Consider the following 18,517-nt stretch of genomic DNA (forward strand, 5'->3'; position numbering starts at 1 on the left):
GAAGCTTTTTTAGCATTATCCTAACATTATCTTTCCGTTAAATAACGCGCACACTCAATCCAGCTAAATATTCCTTGATAATTTCGGGCAAAAAAAGCCATGAAATTTATACAGCGCCCGTTGATAGTTGTTGCATTCATACTAACATGCCTGTATGCCAGCGCGCAAACCCAACACGTAAAATTCAACGGTGGCAAGCGGGTGGTTATTATTATGTTTGATGGTTTTGGCATGAGTTATTTCAACAACGCACCCATGCCTTATTTAAAAAGCATGATTCAAAAAGGCTTTTTTAAACCGGTAAGCGCGTTGATGCCTACGGTTACCAACGCCAACAACACATCCATATGTACCAGCACTTTTCCGGAAGTTAACGGCATAAGCGGCAACTTTTTTTTGAACGATAAAGGCCAGGAGGAATTTATGGAAGATAAACACCTGGTACTTGCCCCTACTATTTTCCAAAAGCTTAAAAAATATCATATTAAATCGGCGCTGATATCGAGCAAAAAGAAAAGCACCACCCTGCTTTCTGAGGGCACCGACATCGTAGTTTCACCCGAAACTGCTGATACTTCATGGACAAACAAAATTGGAAAACCCGATAGCATTTACAGCGCCGGGGTAAACTATTGGTCGATGAAGGCGGCCATCTACCTGTTAAAAAAACGTAAGGATATTGGCTGCATTTACATCCACACCACCGATTATCCAATGCATACCTGGGCACCAACGGACAGCAACTCCATCAAACACCTGCAAAATATAGATAACTATATCCGCCAAATTAATGAGGCAGCGCCGGATGCCACCATCCTGATCACGGCCGATCATGATGTAAACCATAAAAGCCGGTGTATCGATATTCAAAAAGCGCTGCTTGAACAGCAGGTCGGCATAAAATTAGCGCTAAGCCCCGAAAAGGATAAATACTTTAAGCATCATCGTGGCTTTGGCGGGGCATCGTATGTTTACCTGAATAACGCCAACGATTTACAAACGGTAAAAACGGCGCTATATCAATTAAAAGGAGTACAAAAGGTACTAACCCGTGTCGAAGCAGCTAAACAGTATCACCTGCCGCCTAACCGCATCGGCGACCTTATAGTTTTAGGTGATTCCACTACTGTTTTTGGCGATCTGGAAAACCATGCTACTGAAGATTTGCCGGCAACTTACCGCAGCCATGGCTCGGTTTATGAAATTAATGTGCCGCTTATTATTCTCAATGCCAACAAGCTTCCGCCCTCATCATTCTTTAACTATAATAAAGACCTGGCTGCCTGGTTGATGGATAAAAAGTACTGGTAATCAAATTACAGGATAATAGAAAAAATGTTTTACCTTTTGTCCTATATTGAGTTACAGCATCGTCATAGCTTAAAATTCGTTAAATCAACATAAAACAACCATTATGGCCTTACCCAATATTTTTTCGCAGCCCGTTGCTGATGGTATTATCCAAAGGATTAATACCCTTACGCCAGGCACCACTCCGCAATGGGGTAAAATGAATGTATCGCAAATGCTTGCACATTGTTGTGTATCGTACGAAATGGTTTACGAACCGGAAAAACACCCCAAACCCAATGGTTTTATGAAGCTGATCCTGAAACTGCTGGTAAAAAACAAAGTAGTAAGCGAAGCACCTTACAAACATAACGGCCCTACTGCCCCTGCCTTCATCATCACTACCGAAAGGGATTTTGAGACCGAAAAAACCAGGCTTATTGGCTACATCCAAAAAACACAGCAACTTGGCGAACAGGAGTTCGACGGAAAAATTTCGCATTCTTTTGGGCCTTTAAAAATTGAGGAATGGAATAACATGTTTTATAAACACGTTGACCACCACTTAACACAATTTGGAAGTTAAGTAAAAAACTGATGAAGCACCAATGTTTAACCCCATCCGAAGAAACAGAAATATAGGCACCCCAAAACAAGGGTATGGTAGTAACAATAAATTAAAAATTCCCTACCCGTGCTCTATATCAAAAAGCTTTTTTGAACGGCTGGATACCTATACCAAAGTGACTAGGTTAATAAAATGGGCACGAATTTATTTTTGTGGTTGAGACGACAAGAGGATTATGCCAACATGCATGCTCCATTGCCGACATTGAAAAAATTGTGGCCCAAATACCAGTGGTTGATTATGGCAATTTAAGGCTGATCATATTCAGGCAGCCTAAAAAGAAAGAAGAAATAATTTCACCGGTATGGGGCAGGCTAATTTACTCGTATGAATTTGAGGGCGACTATCATCCTGCAATCATAATTGAAGCTGCTAATTGCGGAAAGAAAATCACCTGGAGTAAGAGTTTAACCTCAGATGATCGGCGGGAACTCGATCGCCTGAAAGCAGATGGCCACCTGTTTTTAGAAGGCAAAACAAACTACACAGCTATCTTAGACATAGGGAATGTTAGAAACACCCAATTGTACCGCACCCTGCCACATGAATTTGGGCATTACGTACACTATTTAGAAATAGTTGAGCGCCCCGGAAATGACGAGGAAGATTACGAAGTATGGAGCAAACGCAATGACCTATATCACAAAATAACCAAAAACCAGAAAGAAAGCTACGCGCATAAGTATGCCGATAAACTTTTAAAAAAGCTTACATCCGAAAAAATAGTGCCATTTGAGCCGATATCCGATTATCCAAATACCCAAACCCCGCCCCTTTAATTAAAAAGGGACGGAATTATATTCAACCTGGTGGGCTTCCCAAAGCGCGGGTACTTCCAGCTTAACAATCAACCTATCCAGTACGGCATCTGGCACGGCAGCCTCGCGGCTTTTGTTTTGGCGGTGCAGGTGGGTATAGGGCACCTCTACATAAACTATCTTCACCCTGGCTTTATAGGCGGTAAACAAATCAACCAGTTGCTTCCGCATCTGCCGGGTGGTGTTGGTGGCATTCCATATAAAACCGGTTTGCTTACGCAGGTAAATCCTGGCCAGCTCCTTAGCCTCCTGTACTACCTGGCCATTACCAGACTTATCTGTTGGCGAAATTCCCCGCGCCGACCTGATATCGTCTAAACACACCACCGGCATATCCGGGTAATGTTTTTTGATAAACGTGTTTTTACCGGCGCCCGGCAAGCCACTCATCAATATTACTTCAAAGGCAGCCAGCTCAAAAGGCACATATTCTGCGTATGCATCGTCATGCTGCAGGTAGTACATCATGGCATCGTCATTGACAAAATTACGTGCAGTTCCCCAGCAGTTCTGCTCGCGGCAAAAGGCTTCAAAGCAGTCAACTTTAAAAAGCATTTCCTCGTGGTCGGCACAGGTACGCCCCAATACATCGGCACGCGCCAATAAAGCAAGCCATTCGGTATTAACCTCCATGCTGGCCATAATTAAAGCCTTTGCCGGGTCGGGTTTCTCAAATACCCAAAGCGGCAGGCCGTGGTACCTCACCAAACCCACTACCTGCTCCCTAATGGCAAACGGGGCGGGTACATCTCTGTACAAAATTTGCCTGGCCGTCATGGCGCCTTTACGCGCATGGCCGTTTGATGTAATACGCCCATCCGGCTCAACCACCGTGGTGCTGTATTTTTCAACATCGTGCAGCAATGCGGCAGCCCATAATATCTCCTGCTCCTGTGCAGGCAGTTGCTGATATGCAGCTTGGGCAATCAAAGCCGCCAGCACCATTTGCGTGTGGATAGCCACGTCACCTTCCGCATGGTAAATGGGATCTTGCTGCACGCCTTCCATCCTGCTTACCCATTCAAAACGGGTTGCCAGGCTGTCCCAGTCTTTATGTTCATTAATGGCCCACATAGGTACCTCCTTCATTTTTTAAGCGGGCGCGTTTCCAGCTGCGCGTCCAGTGTTCGTCAGTTTTAACGTGCCCTTTGCGTACGTATTTAAATACATTATGGGCAAAATCGTCAACAGCATAGCCGTTGGCGTTACGGGTAACAATGCCCTCAATGGTTGTTGGCGCGCCGGTAGTAATATCGTGCGGTTCCAGTGTGCCCCTGCCCGCGGTTAAAGCCAGTACATCTTTTTCAAAAACCTGCTGGCTTGCCGGTGTTGTTATAACGGCAAGCTCGGGCACGGTTGGCAAGCCTATCATTGCGGCATAAAACCGGGTTTCGTCCCAACTTAACCAGCGGTCATGCTCGCGGATGCCGAATACATAAAAATGGTTGTCCAGGTTATGGTATTCGATGGAATGTACCGCGTAAAGGTTCTCTAAAAAAATCTCCAGGTCGCCCAGGTCGTTTTTAATCAATTGCCAAAAGCGGCGGATACTTTCTGTCCACGGCGAAACCGTTGGCGCGGCATGTGAGCGCGCAAAAACACCATATTTCGACAGGCAATTATTTTCGCCATCCAGTTTTTCGGTATGTATTAATTGGGGTATCTGCTGCAGATGCGCCCAGTAGTCGTGCTGTATCCTGTCGTCGCTGGTAGTGCCGGGCGAAAACGGGTAATGATACGTACGACCATATTTTTGTGAAATAGCCATGTTGTAAAATTTAAGAAATGGAAATAGTAAATCTGTTTCCTCCCCGCGGGTATGGGGGAAGATCATTAAACATTTTTTATGCTAATGAGATTACATGGCTCAAAGTGTTGACAGATTGATTTAATCTGCGGCAAATATAACAAAGTGATTGATAATGCGGGCGTTAAATTTTCCGGCCAATACTTACGGTTAATGATTCAGGGTAATCTTTGTATATTTCTCAAAAAAAGCAATAGCAAGCGATGAGCCAGGACCACAGCGACCATAATTCGAAAGCCGAGCGGGAAATAATTGATGATGTAGAACAATTCGGTTGTAGTATTGCCCTTTTTGAAGCAGATAATTATTTGCCGGCTTTTGCTTATTCAATAGGTTTATACAAAAATTTCGGCCACCCCGAAATTATTTGCTTTGGTTTGCAAATCAATGTAATGACAAATCTTATAAACGACATCAGAGATATGGTTAAAGCAGGCGAAACAATAGCACCCGCTAAGCCATATGCTGAAGTTATTGATAATTACGATGTTCAGTTTGTACAGGTTGATAAAGCCTTCTACCCCAATTACCTCGGTTATGCAAGCTGGTTTTACGGTTATAGCCATGATTACCCCGTTTTGCAATTAGTTTGGCCCGATAAACAGCAGCTATTCCCCTGGGATGAAGCTTTTAATCCGGCCTGGAAATTCAAACAGCCGCTTTTAGACAGGGATTCCGGTTTTAAATTTTATGAGGAAAAAAACCTGGGCGTATATACTACAAAACAGGCATTTGAGGGCGAGCCGATATTATACGTTTATCATAACGAAGACGGCGACTGGCAGTTTCATACCGGCGATCATCCTGATATAACAGATTCACTGCTGGTTTGCCTTGAAGAGATTACCAAACTTGATCCGACTATCAACGATATATACCACTTACAATATGGCTGGAGCGCATGGAGAAGCAGCATTGATGAAAATTGGCAATATGCCGAAAGTGAAGATGAACAAGATGAGGACTGACAAGCTGTAGAAAAATAGTCGGAGGGTACTTACCTTTCATTAACCTTATATTTTTTTTCAATCCGCCATAGGGGTAAACACTCATCTTGTTGTCTGCAAAACAGATTATTGTTTAAAGTAGTACTTTTAACCCTGTCAGTTGGATACAGAACAAACACATATACCTTATAAACTGCAATTAAATGCAGATGGAGAAGACTTTGACCGTGTTTACCTGGAGCATTATGCCGCGCTGCACCACTATGCGTTTACTATGCTTGATGACACGGCATTAGCCGATGAAATGATCCAGGATGTATTTTTAAAAATTCTTGAACGGCCGGAGCCAGTCGCTATCCACACTTCGCTTAAAGCTTATTTGTACCGGTCGGTATATAACGAGTGTATGAATTATTTTAAGCACCACAAGGTACAGCAAAAATACCAGTCGCACACTTATTATGAGATGGATAAACATACCGAAAGCCCGCTGAACCAGCTGCAGTTCCGTGAGTTTGAGCAGCAGCTAAAAAGGGCGATTAATGATTTACCCGAGCAATGCCGCACTATTTTTCAGTTGAGCCGGTTTGAAGACTTGAAATATGCCCAGATAGCATCGCAGCTGGGCATCAGCATAAAAACAGTAGATAACCAGATGGGCAAAGCGCTAAAACGGTTAAGGTTACAACTGGCAGATTACCTGCCGCTGATGATATGGATATTAATTAAAATACTGTCATGAAAACACCGATACAAGTGAATGACGAATTACTGATAAGCTACCTGCTGGATGAAGTAACCGCCGAACAAGCCCGGCTGGTAACCGAATGGCGCGCCGCCGATGCTGCCAACGAACGCCGGTTTGAGCAATTCAGGCTGATATGGGACAGCAGCAAAAACTTTAAGGCCGATACAGGCATTGATGCGCAGGCATCCCTGCAAAAAGTAAAACAAAGGGCCGCGGAGCAAAAAAACGCACAACAAGTGGTAAACATGCGGAGCAACTACCGCTGGCTTAAAATGGCCGCGGCGATACTGTTTTTTGCAGGATGCGCATGGTTATATTTCAACCGGTTTGCAAACCCGCAGGTGCAATTTGAAACGCGGACGGCGGTTAAAACAGATACCTTGTCCGATGGCTCCTACATCACCTTAAATAAATATGCGTTACTGAGCTATCCAAAAAGCTTTAACGGCAAACAACGCGATGTTGAGTTAATTAAAGGCGAGGCGTTTTTTAAAGTAGCGCCCGATAAAGCCAAACCTTTTATTATTACAGCCGGTAAAGCTACAATCAGGGTGGTGGGAACATCTTTTAATGTGAATTTTAAAAATGGCAATATTGAAGTGATTGTTGAAACCGGGATAGTGCAGGTGAGCCTGAATGGCAAAACGGTTTCACTTAAACCAGGCGAAATGGTATCGGTGCAAAAAGGCAGCGCTATTTTACTAAAACAAAGCAACAATGACAACCTGTATAATTATTACTATAGCAGGGAGTTTGTAGCCAACAATGTACCACTATCTAAACTGGTTAAAGTATTAAATGAAGCCTATGACTGCCACATTGTAATAGGCCGTAAAGATTTAAACGACAAAAGAATAGTTGCTGTTTTAAAAACCAATCGGTCGCTCAACGAAGTCCTGCATTTGCTTAGCCTAACGTTCAACCTCGAAGTTGAAAGGAAACAAAATCAGATCGTACTTAAATAAACTTTTGTTTTTTAATGATCATTACCTACCTGCAAACTATAGATACCCGCAAACTGATAATTATTTCGGCGCTGCTCATACTGCCCTTCCTTTTTAATAATGCGCACGCGCAAAGCCTGCTTAACCGCCAGGTATCTGTCAACTTTAACCAGGCGCCCCTTGGCGAGGTACTAAAGCAAATAGAAAAAAAAGGGAATTGTTATTTTTCATATGACGCTAAATTGTTACCGCAGGATAGCCTGGTTACCATTAACGCGACAGATCAAAAAATCGCGGTGATACTTGGTTTACTTTTTAAGGATAAATACCAGGTAGCCGAATACAATGACTATATCATTTTAACCAAACCTGTGCCCCGACTTGCACTCGCTAATATCGATATAACCAATGATTATAACTCTTATAGCATCAGTGGCTTAGTTGTTAACGAGCACACCGGCGAACGATTGATGAATGCATCGGTTTACCTTAAGCAACTACTGGTTTCGGCACTCACCGATGAACATGGTTATTTCCGGCTCAAATTCAGGGCCGATAACCCACAGCAAATCAGCCTTACAGCCAGCAAGCTTGATTATAAAGACACCTCCATTAATTTTTTACAAAGCGTATCCATAAGCACTCGGGCGCTAAAGGAAAACTACGACAAAGCCGGTAAACGCCGCCAGGTTGAAAAAACTGGTATGGGGCGCTTTTTAATCTCGGCAAGGCAGCGCATCCAAAGMTTAAACATCCCTGATTTTTTTGCTACCCGGCCCTTCCAGGTATCCCTTACACCCGGGTTAAGCTCGCATGGCATGTTTAGTTCGCAGGTAGTTAATAATTTTTCGGTAAACCTTATTGGCGGTTATACGGCAGGTGTAAACGGTATTGAAGTAGCCGGTTTATTCAACATCAATAAAATGAATTCGCGGTATCTGCAATTGGCAAGTGTGTTTAACCTTGTAGGCGGCACGGTAACCGGCTTGCAGTTTGCCGGCATCAATAACCAGGCTTTAGACACGGTAAAAGGCGCGCAGCTGGCGTTTTTTGTTAATAAAGCCGAAAGCGATGTTGCGGGTGTACAGTTCTCGCTATTTAACAATAGCGCCCGTAAACTAAAGGGGCTACAAATTGGGCTGGTTAACACTGCCGATACCTCGCAGGGGGCAAGCATAGGTTTAGTGAATATTATAGGCAACGGCTTTTACAAAATAGGATTATCAACAAGCGACCTGATGAACACCAACACGTCGCTAACAACCGGTACGCATAGCTTTTACAGCAAATTCTCCTTAGGTGCAAATATATCACCAGGTAATAAGCTTTATGCTTTTGGCCTGGGTATCGGGCACGATTTTATGTTAAGCAATAACGTGTTTGTATCTGCCGAGACACATTACCTGATAGCCAACGCAGGCAGCTGGGACGATAGGCTGATACAGGCTAAACTGCTGTTAAACGTGCAGCTATCCAAACACGTCAGCATCATGGCTGGTCCGGTTTTTAACAGCTATAATTATAGTAATTCATTTTCGATACCGGGATATAAAAATCCGGTACATGCCCCATCCTATCCAAGCTACACATATGGCCACCAGGTAAGGAGCTGGCTGGGCTGGGAAGCGGGGTTGGCATTTAATTCGGTTTTTAAACCCGCCAAAAAAGTAGTTGACGATTCAAACGCCTGGTACCTTGGGGCGGCGGTTACAACCGGTGTAGGCTGGGATAACCCCTACGGCGGCTTTGTTCACGGTACCGAACTGATGGCGATGCGCGACCTGGGCAGCCACCTTACCGGTACGTTATCTGCCGGGTACACCTATTTTACGGTCCATAACGATTATTATTACGAAACAGTGGATGCTACACACCAGGTTAAATTGCCAGGTACTTCATCGCCGCGGCAATTTATACCGGCAAAAGTTGGGGTACGCTTAAAAACCGGCGGCCCGTTTTATATAGGCTGCGAATTGGGCCAGGCTTTTGGTTTATTTAACACCTACCATGACCCCAATATTATTATACCCGGTCGTAATTTGGTTGATGGACCCTACCGAAGTTCACTGTATGGTGTTTCTGCCGGTTTTAGTTTTAAAAACGGCCTGGAAACCGGGGTTAAGTTTGATAATTACAGCTATATTTTTAAACAATTTGCCCTGCGCCTGGGCTATCGCATTAAGCTAAGCAAATGAAATTTCCGTTGCCAAACGCATTTCAAACAATAGGAGTCTGATTAGCTTAACGGCTACAAAATCTTAAACCTTTAATAGTAACATCATGCAAATCAAAAACCCTCTCCCTTGGAGAGGGTTTGGGTGAGGCTAAATAAAATTACCCACTACCGTAGGGGTAAACCTGCCCATTGTTGTCACATCCCCAAAAACAGACAATAATGCAACGAATTTGCGAAACCACCATTGTTTTACTGCTGCTATTTTTAATTGCCGGTGTACTCATCATTGTATATAGCCTGCTTATGTGCTATGCATTTCCGAGAGCGCTGGGCCTGGCTTTGCTTTTTGCGCTGGCCCTGCTCAAAGGCTTAGTTATTAAAGCTAAACAGCTTCAAACATCTGCCCCTTTAACTGATAACGATGCCCGTTTGCTTAAGTTAATACTGTTAAGTATCTGCAGTATCTTCCTGGTGATCATATACACATCATACTTGCTTAAAAACCAGCAGGTGGCCGCCTGGGTAGCTTTCGGGCTCGGCTTGCTAACCCTCAAAAAAGCATTAAAATTTCTGCCTGCTTATTAACCTCTTTTCCTTTTTATCTATAAATAATTAAAACATGAAACACCTATTTTCATTCCTAACCATTTTTTTATTTTTATCCGGCATAACCCACGCTCAAACCGAAAACAGCTTGCGCATAGGTTTTGGTATAAACTCAGGCATTGCCACCAGCGTTGCATTTAAATATGCACTTGGCGGCGATATTCGTGTACAAAAGAATTTTAACGAGCACATTTCCGGAACAATAGCCACTGGCTTTACCCATTTTTTCGAGAAAGACCACTTTGCATCTTACAATCAATACGGCAGCCCATACAATGTTATCCCTGTAAAATTGGGGCTTAAGTATTTTGTGGGCGATAACCTTTACCTGGGCGGCGAGGCTGGCGCAGGCTTTGCCTTTGAACAATGGGGAAYATCGTTCCTGTGGTCGCCGTCCGTTGGGTTGGCCTTTAAAAACGGGATGGATATCARCATAAAATATGAAGACTATACACGCGACAGGGCAACTAAAGATATTGCCTTACGACTGGCCTATGGCTTTGGCGCCCGAACAGTTGCCCCACATAAACGCAGCATAGAACCAGCTGCCGGCCTTCAATGGGGCGTAAGTTTGAGTCAGGGCGTAACTACCAGCGCGTTTGAAGGGTATGTGTTTGGGATAGAAGGTAATGTAAGCAAAGCCATAAGCAGTAACGTTGAAGCTACTTTTTCTGTTGGCTACGCGCATGCCTCTCACAAACAACAATATTTTAGCACTGTTAGCTCATTATACCCGTCAATAGGCCATATTTATGAAACCCAAAGTAACATAGTACCTGTAAAAGCCGGCCTGCGCGTATATTTAGGCGACCTATTTTACCTTGGAGGAGAAGCAGGTGTAGCATTTACAACGGGTAGCGTTACCTCATTTATGTACACTCCATCAATGGGTTTTAAATTCAGAAACGGTATTGATATAGGTGTTAAGTATGATAACTACAGCAATTACAATATTGATGATGTGCTGGCTGTAAAAGTGGGCTATCATTTTAAATAAAATACCATCGCTTAAGTATACCAAAGGGCAGATAAAAATCACCTGCCCTTTTTTATTATGTATKAACTTTGGTTTTACAGGCAACCTCTTAACCAACGTGTTCGTTTTCATATAAAGGCCCTGAAACAACACGGGGCTATAGATAACCGAAAAAACTATACTATGAAAAAGATCACGTATTCGTTAATCATCCTGCTGGTCATCAGCCTTTCGGCATTTGCCCTGTCGCTTGTTACTTATAAAGTTAAAAGCCCTTATGAAGTTACCTTTGCAGGTGGCCGTATCAGCGGCAAATTTGAAACGCTGAAAGCCAATATCCAATTTGATAAGGCCGATCCGGGGCAATCAAAAATTTCGGCATCTATTGATGTGGAAAGTATTGCTACCGGCTTCTTTATCAAAAACAACCACGCCAAAGACGCCCTGGATGCCGACAATCATCCCACCATCACCTTTACCTCAACCGCAGTTAGCAAAAGCGGCAACGCGTACCAGGCTGTAGGTAATCTGAATATGAAGGGCGTTACCAAACCAGTTACCATTCATTTTACTTTTGATGATAAAGGAAACGAAGGCCTTTTTAAAGGCAGCTTTAAAGTAAAGCCAAAGGATTTTAATATCACCCGCAACGGATCGCCGGATGAACTAACCATTAGTTTAACGGTGCCTGTTGCTAAGGGCTAAATAGCAAGTACACAGCAAAAGCGCCACGTTATATTATAGCGTGGCGCTTTTGTTTTGTACCGGCTATATTTGTTGCGGAGTTGAATAAGGAATAAACTTTTATATTTGACTATGCCAAACAATAACCCGCCTATTCCTGGGAGATACATCGATCCTTTAGTTGACTTCGCCTTTAAAAAAATCTTCGGCAGTGAGCCCAATAAAGATTTGCTAATCGCTTTTTTAAATGAAGTATTCAGAGGAAGGAAGCATATTGTTGATTTAGTGTACAATAAAAATGAGCACCATGGTGATTTAAAGGACGAAGGCTCGGCCATATTCGACCTGCTTTGTACCGGCGACAGGGGTGAACAATTTCTGATTGAGATTCAGCGGGCCAAACAAGGATATTTTAAAGAACGGGCTTTGTTTTATACCAGTCGGCTAATAAGCGACCAGGCACCCAAGGGTAAGCGTAACGTCTGGGGCTACAACATTGCCGAAGTATATTTTATTGCCCTGTTGGAAGATTTCACTTTAGACGACACGCCAGAAAATACATACCTGCACGATATTTGCCTTTGTAACAGGGATACGGGTGAAATTTTTTACGATAAACTGGGTTATACTTATATAGAATTAGCTAAATTTGTTAAAACGGAAACCGAACTCGAGACCGATTTGGATAGATGGCTACATGTTTTAAAAGACTTGAGCCATATGGAAAAAATCCCGGTTTATCTTCGGAAACCAATATTTGAAAAATTATTCAGCATTGCAGAATATATAAACCTGACAAAGGAGGAAAAAACGATGTACGATAGCAGCTTAAAATACAAATGGGATAATAAAAATGTGCTGGACTATGCAGTATCGACCGCTGAGGCCAGGGGCGAGGAGAAAGGTATAGAGAAAGGTGAATATAAAAAGGCCTTAGATATTGCCCGTGAATTAAAAAAGGAAGGCTTAGCTAATGAATTTTTAGCAAGAACAACTAAACTCCCGATTGAAGAGATAGAGAAACTTTAAATATCCGCACTAAAAAAGGGGAGCGACAAAATCATCGCTCCCCTTTAGCTTAGCTTTCTGCTTTAAGCCTTAAGCTTTTAGCTTACAACCCAAAGCCATAAGCTAAACGCAAAGCCACCAGGCCTGTGTGATAATCCTTCATGTAAAAATCCTCATACCGCGCACTCAGGTCCCAGTGCTTGTTTGCGTACCCTACTCGTCCGGCCAGGTCGCGCCTGTGAAACGGCGCCCATCCCTGTCCATCTTCTAATTTTTCCCATGCTAAACCGCCTTCAACGCCAACRTAWACATTRGGTATAAAAAATTGTTTAACRCCTATTTTAAKCGGAATTTCGCCATAGCTGCCATAYCTTTCRCCGGTAGTGGGGTTCTTCTTCGGAAAAAAGTGGTAGCCGCCCGCAGCAAATGTTACCGCAAAATTATTGGTAATACCGTATTGAAACTGCCCTGTTGCACCAAGCACAAAGTTTGTACCCAGGCGGGCAACACCGGTTGGCAAACCTGTTTCGGCCCCCAGGCTAAATGTAAATTGTTTAGCCGCTACTGTTTGTGCCTGCGCGTTTGTTGTAAAAAATATAGCTGAGGCAACAATTGAAACGGCTATTAATTTTGATAGAACTTTCATTTGACGTGGTTTTAGTAAATAATCATTTACATGTATTACTGCCACTTTTATAAATACGTTGCCTGAGCCCGTTATTTTTTCTTTATCCAACCTAATCCGTATTAAGCAAAAAGCTTTTTTACTAAGCCTTACCACCATTACAAGCAAGCGGAACCATGAATAATTTATGAAGTAAATACGAAAATTTATTAACCGTGAATAACAATACATCCCTACTTGCCGTATAAATACCCAGTATCAAACCCTTGTCGCGCTAAAAAACTTTCATCATAATAAGGTAACATTTATGCAACATTGGACAGGTACATTTGGGGAAACAAAAAAATTATCGATGCGAACAGCAATTTTTTGCCCTAAGCACCTTAAGTTATTGTTCCTGAGCCTGCTGATATTTATCGGCCATAACGCCTACCCCCAAATCCCCACCATCTCCAACGGCTTTGCCCACAATGATTACTGGCATAAACGGCCTTTGTACGATGCTTTGGATAACGGTTTTACAAACATTGAAGCCGACGTATACTTAAGGAACAATAAACTCATTGTAGCGCATATCTTTCCTTTTTTAAAAAAACAAAGAACCCTGGAGCGCTTGTACCTGGCCCCGCTGATGGAATGCATCAACGGCACCAATAAAGAGATCAAATGCCCAACCTATCCGCTAACGCTGATGATCGACATAAAATCAGATGGCGCCAAAACCTACGAAGCATTACAGCTGTTACTTGAAAAGTACAAGCCAATCCTCTCGGGTTACGAAAACGGCGTTTACACCCAGCGGCAGGTAACCGTTGTTATTACCGGCCACCGCCCTTACGGGTTGATTAAAGCTCAAAACAGCCGGCTGGCTTTCGTTGATGAAGACCTGATGCAAATAAGGCAGGATACCGTTTCAAGAAATTTATACCAAACTGCAAGCTGCAAATACTCGCATTTATTAAAATGGGACGGCAAAGGCGATTTTTCGCCCTTTGAAAGGCAGCGCCTGCGTATGTACGTGCTGCTGGCCCACAAGTTTGGCAAAAAAGTAAGGCTTTGGGCCTCGCCCGAGAACGAGGTGGTATGGCGCGAATTACTAAACTGCGGCGTAGACCTGATTAATACCGATAGACTGGTTGAACTTAAAAACTTTTTGCAAACAGGCCCCAAAAGCTATGCAAAAGTTGATTGAGAAAAAGAGTTAAGAGTTAAGAATCAAGATTTAAGATAAATACCATTGGTTTATAAGTCATTTCTTCATTAAAGCTTACTGCAATAAGCCTTTTCTTTTTTTCTTTCTTGATTCTTGACTCTAATTTCTTGACTTTCACCTTCATTGTTAATAAATTCTTTTCCCAAAAACCACCTCTTAATAATTTCATAACGCTGGCTTCGCTTTATCTAAAAGTAGCGCAATTACTTTTAACAAATTATAAAGCAAGGCATCAGCCAGGCTTTATAATTAAAATAACAAGTAAAGCATTCAACCCTTGAATTTAACTTACACCCTTTAATTGAAAGTAAAGGAATGAAGAAAATATTATTCATTACTGGTTCAATTAACCAAACAACCCAGATGCACCAGATTGCAAATGAGTTGCCCGAATTTGATTGCTGGTTTAGCCAGCTATTTACAGATAATACACTCTTAAACTATCTGCTCGCCAAAACTCCCATTTTTAACGGCACAGTGTTATCGCGCAAATTCAGGTTAAAATCTGAAAGGTATTTATATCAAAACGCATTACAGGTTGATTTTATGGCCAAAAAAAACCAATACGACCTGGTAGTGTATTGCACCGATATGATTGTGCCCAGGCGTATGCGTAAATTTAAAACCATATGGGTGCAGGAGGGTATGATAGACCGCTATACCACCTGGAGCAAAATTGTACGTACCCTGCGGTTGCCATCAACCATGTGCGGCAATACATCACTAAACGGGGCAGCAAATATATGCGATGTTTATTGCGCAGCATCTGAAGGATATAAGCAGCAGTTTGCCAACAAAGGCACCGATGTTAACAAGATAGTTGTAACCGGCATGCCCAACTATGACAACCAGCAGCAACATTTAAATAATGATTTCCCGCACCACGATTATGTGATGGTGGCTACATCCGATATGCGCGAAACCTTCCGGATAGAGAACAGGGTAGCATTTATCAAAAATGCTGTTAAAATAGCGGCAGGCAGGCCGCTGCTTTTCAAACTTCATCCTAACGAGAATTTTGCCAGGGCCGAAAGTGAGATCCGCAAACATGCGCCGGCAGATGCCATGATCTATAAAGAGGGTAATACCGCCCATATGATAGCCAATTGCTGCGAATTGATAACCCAGTATTCCACGGTAGTATATACAGGTATAGCGCTGGGCAAAAAGGTTCACTCCTGGTTTGATATTAATGAACTGCAGGAGCTTGCGCCGTTGCAAAACGAAGGAACATCGGCCGAAACAATTGCCGCGCTTTGCCGCGAATACTTAAACCACAAAGGGAATAAAAAGAGTTTTGATCCGCAGCTGGCCATCTATAAACACCTGGTTAGCGGGCGGCAGCAGGAGTTAACCAACCAACTAATAGCAAACTGGTAATAAATATAAATACCATGACAGAAAAAATTGTAATCATAGTGCAGGCCCGCATGGCATCAAGCCGTTTGCCGGGCAAAGTAATGCTGCCCATATTGGGCAAAAGCCTTTTGGCTCGCATGATTGAGCGGCTGCAAATGATGCAGCATAAAGCCGACATCATCATCGCCACATCCGAGAATGAGGAGGACGATATCATTGTGAAGGAAGCTTTGGAGATGAATATACCCAGCTATCGCGGCAGCCTGGGCAATTTACTGGATAGGCACTACCAGGCCGCACGCCGGTTTAAAGCCGACATTGTGTTAAAGATCCCATCTGATTGCCCGCTGATAGACCCACGTATTATAGACCAGGTACTGGAATATTTTTTTGCTAACCGTGGCAAATACGATTATGTAAGCAACCTGCACCCGGCCACCTGGCCCGATGGTAACGATGTAGAGGTAATGACCATGGCCTGCCTTAAACAAGCATGGGAAAACGCCGGCCGCCCGCTTGAACTGGAGCATACCACGCCATACATCTGGGAAAACCCGCTCATTTTTAGCATCGGCAATGTAAGCCGGAAAACAGGTTTGGATTACTCCATGTCGCACAGGTTTACTATTGATTACCCTGAGGATTATTACTTTATCGAAAAAGTATACAGCGAGTTATACCCTATCTGCCACCAGTTTTCCTGCCAGGATATCCTTAACCTGCTTAACCGCAAGCCCGAAATAATGCAGATCAACACACAGTACGCCGGCGTAAACTGGTACCGCCATCACCTGGATGAGCTGCAAACCATTTTGCCCGATCAAACCAAAAAAGCACCGAAAGAAAACTCACAACAATTTGAACAAAGTGAAGCATAACACCCCAAACATCAACCAGCAGGAGTTAACGGCTATCGCCTTAAACGTACGCGAACACATTGTACGCATGTCTACAGATGGCGGCTGCTTTACTGGAGCATCGTTATCGGCGGTTGATTTGATAGTTTACTTATATACCCGTTTTTTAAATATCAACAAAGATAATCTTGACCATCCCGACAGGGACTACCTGTTCCTTTCCAAAGGGCATGATGTGCCTGCCCTGCATGGCACCTTTGCCGAGCTGGGTTTGTTGGATAAAGACCGGCTTAAAAATCACCTGTCTATTAACGATCATATTTACTGGCACCCCAATACGCATATTCCGGGTATTGAGTTTCATTCCGGTTCGTTAGGTCATTTGCCTTCCGTAGCTATCGGCGTGGCACTTGATCTTAAAATAAGTGGTGGCAATAACAAGGTAGTATGCATTTTAGGCGATGGTGAATTAAATGAAGGCACCTGCTGGGAGGCTGTATTGGTAGCCAATGCCTACAAACTGGATAATTTAATTTTCGTGGTCGACCGTAACCAATTCCAGGCCAATGTACGCACCGAAGACCTGATTCCGCTGGAGCCGCTTGCCGATAAATTCCGGGCCTTTGGCGCTGCTGTAAAACGTATAGACGGGCATAACTTTATTGATTTGCACCACGCTTTCAGCGCCTATCCTTTTGAAGAAGGAAAACTCAATGTAGTGATTGCCGACACCGTACGCGGCAAAGGATTGCCCAGCATTGAAGAGCGCGCCGACCGCTGGTTCTGTAATTTCAATGCAGATGAAATTGGCCAGCTTTTATTGGAACTGCACGGCAATCAAAACACCCTATTAACATCAGAAACTTTAGTAGTGAGATAAATATGACCTACGAAGAATTATTAACAGAAACAGCCCTTGCCAACGAGCAGATTATTGTGATGACTGCCGAAAACCGCGCATTGGTACGTAACCTGCCCGGCATTTTGGGCAAGCGTTTTATTGATACCGGCATTACCGAGCAAACCATGATAGGCGCAGCTGCGGGTTTGGCCTTACGCGGCCGTATCCCGGTGGTACATGCCCTTGCGGCATTTTTAACCATGCGTGCCTTTGAATTTGTACGTACCGATTTGGGCATTCCTAACCTTCCGGTTAAGCTGAGCGGTTTTATTCCCGGGCTTTTATCTGATGGAAATGGTCCCACCCACCAGGCTATTGAGGATATTTCGATAATGCGCGGCATCCCCAATGTAACTGTATTTGCCCCGGCCGATGAGGATGACCTTGTAAAAATGCTACCGCAAATATGGAACAGCGAACACCCTGCCTATACCCGTATCAACACCCGTAAAACATGGTACAATCATGAGCCTTTTGTTTTAGGCAAAGCCGAAGTAATAAGCGAAGGCAATGATGTAACCATATTAACCTACGGCCTATTGTTTGAGCAGGCGCTTATTGCAGTTGATATTCTGCGCAGCGAAGGCCTTTCTGTAGGCCTGGTAAATATGCGCAGCCTTAAACCTGTTGATGAGCAAGCTATACTACAAGCCTGCGCCCAAAGCAGCCTGGTTGTAACGCTCGAAGATCATTTTGTAACCGGCGGCCTGTACAGCATTTTGGCCGAAGTATTATTAAAACACCAAACCACCGCAAAAGTGCTGCCCATCGCCCTGAACGATAAATGGTTCAGGCCGGCATTACTGCCCGATGTTTTACAGCACGAAGGCTTTACAGGCAAGCAAATTGCCGAGCAGATTTTGGGCTACCAAACTGCCCACCACCAACCAGACATTTTAACACCTGAATTTTCAGAATAAAAAACAGCAT

Annotated in this window: 20 protein-coding genes; 16 read left to right on the forward strand and 4 right to left on the reverse strand. The window is 43.5% G+C overall.

The window, feature by feature from the left end; genetic code table 11:
- Nucleotides 1-99 precede the first annotated feature (99 nt).
- The 3 genes from AC1DV1_RS12400 (at nucleotide 100) to AC1DV1_RS12410 (ending at nucleotide 2,697) form a co-directional block, all read left to right on the forward strand.
- On the forward strand, nucleotides 100-1,311 hold the full coding sequence (locus AC1DV1_RS12400; RefSeq protein ID WP_477359467.1) for an alkaline phosphatase family protein: 1,212 nt from the start codon (nucleotides 100-102) through the stop codon (nucleotides 1,309-1,311).
- Between the two features lie 103 nt (nucleotides 1,312-1,414).
- Complete coding sequence (locus AC1DV1_RS12405; protein WP_477359470.1) at nucleotides 1,415-1,876, forward strand: DUF1569 domain-containing protein; 462 nt, start codon at nucleotides 1,415-1,417, stop codon at nucleotides 1,874-1,876.
- Nucleotides 1,877-2,133: 257 nt separating this feature from the next.
- Nucleotides 2,134-2,697 (forward strand): hypothetical protein, encoded by a 564-nt coding sequence (locus tag AC1DV1_RS12410; protein WP_477359473.1) that lies wholly within the window; start codon nucleotides 2,134-2,136, stop codon nucleotides 2,695-2,697.
- Here the strand turns inward: AC1DV1_RS12410 and AC1DV1_RS12415 are convergent, their stop codons facing one another.
- Together AC1DV1_RS12415 and AC1DV1_RS12420 are read right to left on the reverse strand one after the other, a co-directional pair.
- Entirely contained in the window at nucleotides 2,698-3,825 is a 1,128-nt protein-coding gene (locus AC1DV1_RS12415; RefSeq protein WP_477359476.1) for an AAA family ATPase, read from the reverse strand.
- The gene (locus AC1DV1_RS12420; protein ID WP_477359479.1) at nucleotides 3,797-4,504 is read right to left on the reverse strand and encodes an RNA ligase family protein; all 708 of its coding nucleotides are present in this window, start codon (nucleotides 4,502-4,504) and stop codon (nucleotides 3,797-3,799) included. Before AC1DV1_RS12420 ends, AC1DV1_RS12415 begins: the two co-directional genes overlap by 29 nt.
- A 242-nt stretch (nucleotides 4,505-4,746) precedes the next feature.
- Here AC1DV1_RS12420 and AC1DV1_RS12425 point away from each other — a divergent pair, with 242 nt between their 5' ends.
- The 8 genes from AC1DV1_RS12425 to AC1DV1_RS12460 all read left to right on the forward strand — a co-directional run bounded on the left by AC1DV1_RS12425 (nucleotide 4,747) and on the right by AC1DV1_RS12460 (nucleotide 12,653).
- Nucleotides 4,747-5,511, forward strand: a complete 765-nt coding sequence (locus AC1DV1_RS12425; protein WP_477359482.1) for a DUF4262 domain-containing protein — start codon at nucleotides 4,747-4,749, stop codon at nucleotides 5,509-5,511.
- A gap of 139 nt (nucleotides 5,512-5,650) precedes the next feature.
- Entirely contained in the window at nucleotides 5,651-6,232 is a 582-nt protein-coding gene (locus AC1DV1_RS12430; RefSeq protein ID WP_477359486.1) for an RNA polymerase sigma-70 factor, read from the forward strand.
- Complete coding sequence (locus AC1DV1_RS12435; RefSeq protein ID WP_477359489.1) at nucleotides 6,229-7,203, forward strand: FecR family protein; 975 nt, start codon at nucleotides 6,229-6,231, stop codon at nucleotides 7,201-7,203. Before AC1DV1_RS12430 ends, AC1DV1_RS12435 begins: the two co-directional genes overlap by 4 nt.
- A gap of 14 nt (nucleotides 7,204-7,217) precedes the next feature.
- Entirely contained in the window at nucleotides 7,218-9,377 is a 2,160-nt protein-coding gene (locus AC1DV1_RS12440) for an LA_2272 family surface repeat-containing protein (protein WP_477359492.1), read from the forward strand.
- A 200-nt stretch (nucleotides 9,378-9,577) separates the two neighbouring features.
- Nucleotides 9,578-9,943, forward strand: coding sequence for a hypothetical protein (locus tag AC1DV1_RS12445; RefSeq protein ID WP_477359495.1), 366 nt, complete (start codon nucleotides 9,578-9,580; stop codon nucleotides 9,941-9,943).
- A 34-nt stretch (nucleotides 9,944-9,977) separates the two neighbouring features.
- Nucleotides 9,978-10,961: a hypothetical protein gene (locus AC1DV1_RS12450; RefSeq protein WP_477359498.1), complete on the forward strand. Its 984-nt coding sequence runs from the start codon at nucleotides 9,978-9,980 to the stop codon at nucleotides 10,959-10,961.
- Between the two features lie 162 nt (nucleotides 10,962-11,123).
- Nucleotides 11,124-11,645 (forward strand): YceI family protein, encoded by a 522-nt coding sequence (locus AC1DV1_RS12455; RefSeq protein WP_477359501.1) that lies wholly within the window; start codon nucleotides 11,124-11,126, stop codon nucleotides 11,643-11,645.
- A gap of 111 nt (nucleotides 11,646-11,756) precedes the next feature.
- Nucleotides 11,757-12,653 (forward strand): Rpn family recombination-promoting nuclease/putative transposase, encoded by an 897-nt coding sequence (locus tag AC1DV1_RS12460; RefSeq protein ID WP_477359503.1) that lies wholly within the window; start codon nucleotides 11,757-11,759, stop codon nucleotides 12,651-12,653.
- A gap of 82 nt (nucleotides 12,654-12,735) precedes the next feature.
- Here AC1DV1_RS12460 and AC1DV1_RS12465 read toward each other — a convergent pair whose 3' ends face one another.
- A complete protein-coding gene (locus AC1DV1_RS12465; protein WP_477359506.1) occupies nucleotides 12,736-13,278 on the reverse strand; it encodes a hypothetical protein in 543 nt (180 codons plus the stop codon).
- Nucleotides 13,279-13,609: 331 nt separating this feature from the next.
- Here AC1DV1_RS12465 and AC1DV1_RS12470 point away from each other — a divergent pair, with 331 nt between their 5' ends.
- Nucleotides 13,610-14,449: a phosphatidylinositol-specific phospholipase C/glycerophosphodiester phosphodiesterase family protein gene (locus tag AC1DV1_RS12470; protein WP_477359509.1), complete on the forward strand. Its 840-nt coding sequence runs from the start codon at nucleotides 13,610-13,612 to the stop codon at nucleotides 14,447-14,449.
- A gap of 16 nt (nucleotides 14,450-14,465) precedes the next feature.
- On the opposite strand, the gene AC1DV1_RS12475 is transcribed toward AC1DV1_RS12470, so the two are convergent.
- Nucleotides 14,466-14,639 carry a hypothetical protein gene (locus AC1DV1_RS12475; protein WP_477359512.1) on the reverse strand — a complete coding sequence of 58 codons (174 nt, stop codon included), beginning with the start codon at nucleotides 14,637-14,639 and terminating at the stop codon, nucleotides 14,466-14,468.
- A 146-nt stretch (nucleotides 14,640-14,785) separates the two neighbouring features.
- Here AC1DV1_RS12475 and AC1DV1_RS12480 point away from each other — a divergent pair, with 146 nt between their 5' ends.
- From AC1DV1_RS12480 to AC1DV1_RS12495, 4 genes are read left to right on the forward strand one after another with little or no spacing between them, the layout of a single operon-like run.
- Complete coding sequence (locus tag AC1DV1_RS12480) at nucleotides 14,786-15,850, forward strand: hypothetical protein (protein WP_477359515.1); 1,065 nt, start codon at nucleotides 14,786-14,788, stop codon at nucleotides 15,848-15,850.
- Between the two features lie 14 nt (nucleotides 15,851-15,864).
- Complete coding sequence (locus AC1DV1_RS12485) at nucleotides 15,865-16,707, forward strand: cytidylyltransferase domain-containing protein (RefSeq protein ID WP_477359518.1); 843 nt, start codon at nucleotides 15,865-15,867, stop codon at nucleotides 16,705-16,707.
- On the forward strand, nucleotides 16,697-17,566 hold the full coding sequence (locus AC1DV1_RS12490) for a transketolase (protein ID WP_477359521.1): 870 nt from the start codon (nucleotides 16,697-16,699) through the stop codon (nucleotides 17,564-17,566). The genes AC1DV1_RS12485 and AC1DV1_RS12490 overlap by 11 nt, the downstream gene beginning before the upstream one ends.
- A 2-nt stretch (nucleotides 17,567-17,568) precedes the next feature.
- A complete protein-coding gene (locus AC1DV1_RS12495) occupies nucleotides 17,569-18,507 on the forward strand; it encodes a transketolase family protein (RefSeq protein ID WP_477359524.1) in 939 nt (312 codons plus the stop codon).
- Nucleotides 18,508-18,517 lie beyond the last annotated feature (10 nt).

This window comes from Mucilaginibacter sp. P4_D1 (assembly GCF_056401935.1).

What these genes read in the sequence shown, in the direction of transcription:
- AC1DV1_RS12400 (WP_477359467.1), top strand. Translation starts at nt 100, where the DNA reads ATGAAATTTATACAGCGCCCGTTGATAGTTGTTGCATTCATACTAACA.
- AC1DV1_RS12405 (WP_477359470.1), top strand. Translation starts at nt 1,415, where the DNA reads ATGGCCTTACCCAATATTTTTTCGCAGCCCGTTGCTGATGGTATTATC.
- AC1DV1_RS12415 (WP_477359476.1), bottom strand. Translation starts at nt 3,825, where the DNA reads ATGAAGGAGGTACCTATGTGGGCCATTAATGAACATAAAGACTGGGAC.
- AC1DV1_RS12420 (WP_477359479.1), bottom strand. Translation starts at nt 4,504, where the DNA reads ATGGCTATTTCACAAAAATATGGTCGTACGTATCATTACCCGTTTTCG.
- AC1DV1_RS12425 (WP_477359482.1), top strand. Translation starts at nt 4,747, where the DNA reads ATGAGCCAGGACCACAGCGACCATAATTCGAAAGCCGAGCGGGAAATA.
- AC1DV1_RS12435 (WP_477359489.1), top strand. Translation starts at nt 6,229, where the DNA reads ATGAAAACACCGATACAAGTGAATGACGAATTACTGATAAGCTACCTG.
- AC1DV1_RS12445 (WP_477359495.1), top strand. Translation starts at nt 9,578, where the DNA reads ATGCAACGAATTTGCGAAACCACCATTGTTTTACTGCTGCTATTTTTA.
- AC1DV1_RS12455 (WP_477359501.1), top strand. Translation starts at nt 11,124, where the DNA reads ATGAAAAAGATCACGTATTCGTTAATCATCCTGCTGGTCATCAGCCTT.
- AC1DV1_RS12460 (WP_477359503.1), top strand. Translation starts at nt 11,757, where the DNA reads ATGCCAAACAATAACCCGCCTATTCCTGGGAGATACATCGATCCTTTA.
- AC1DV1_RS12470 (WP_477359509.1), top strand. Translation starts at nt 13,610, where the DNA reads ATGCGAACAGCAATTTTTTGCCCTAAGCACCTTAAGTTATTGTTCCTG.
- AC1DV1_RS12475 (WP_477359512.1), bottom strand. Translation starts at nt 14,639, where the DNA reads ATGAAATTATTAAGAGGTGGTTTTTGGGAAAAGAATTTATTAACAATG.
- AC1DV1_RS12480 (WP_477359515.1), top strand. Translation starts at nt 14,786, where the DNA reads ATGAAGAAAATATTATTCATTACTGGTTCAATTAACCAAACAACCCAG.
- AC1DV1_RS12485 (WP_477359518.1), top strand. Translation starts at nt 15,865, where the DNA reads ATGACAGAAAAAATTGTAATCATAGTGCAGGCCCGCATGGCATCAAGC.
- AC1DV1_RS12495 (WP_477359524.1), top strand. Translation starts at nt 17,569, where the DNA reads ATGACCTACGAAGAATTATTAACAGAAACAGCCCTTGCCAACGAGCAG.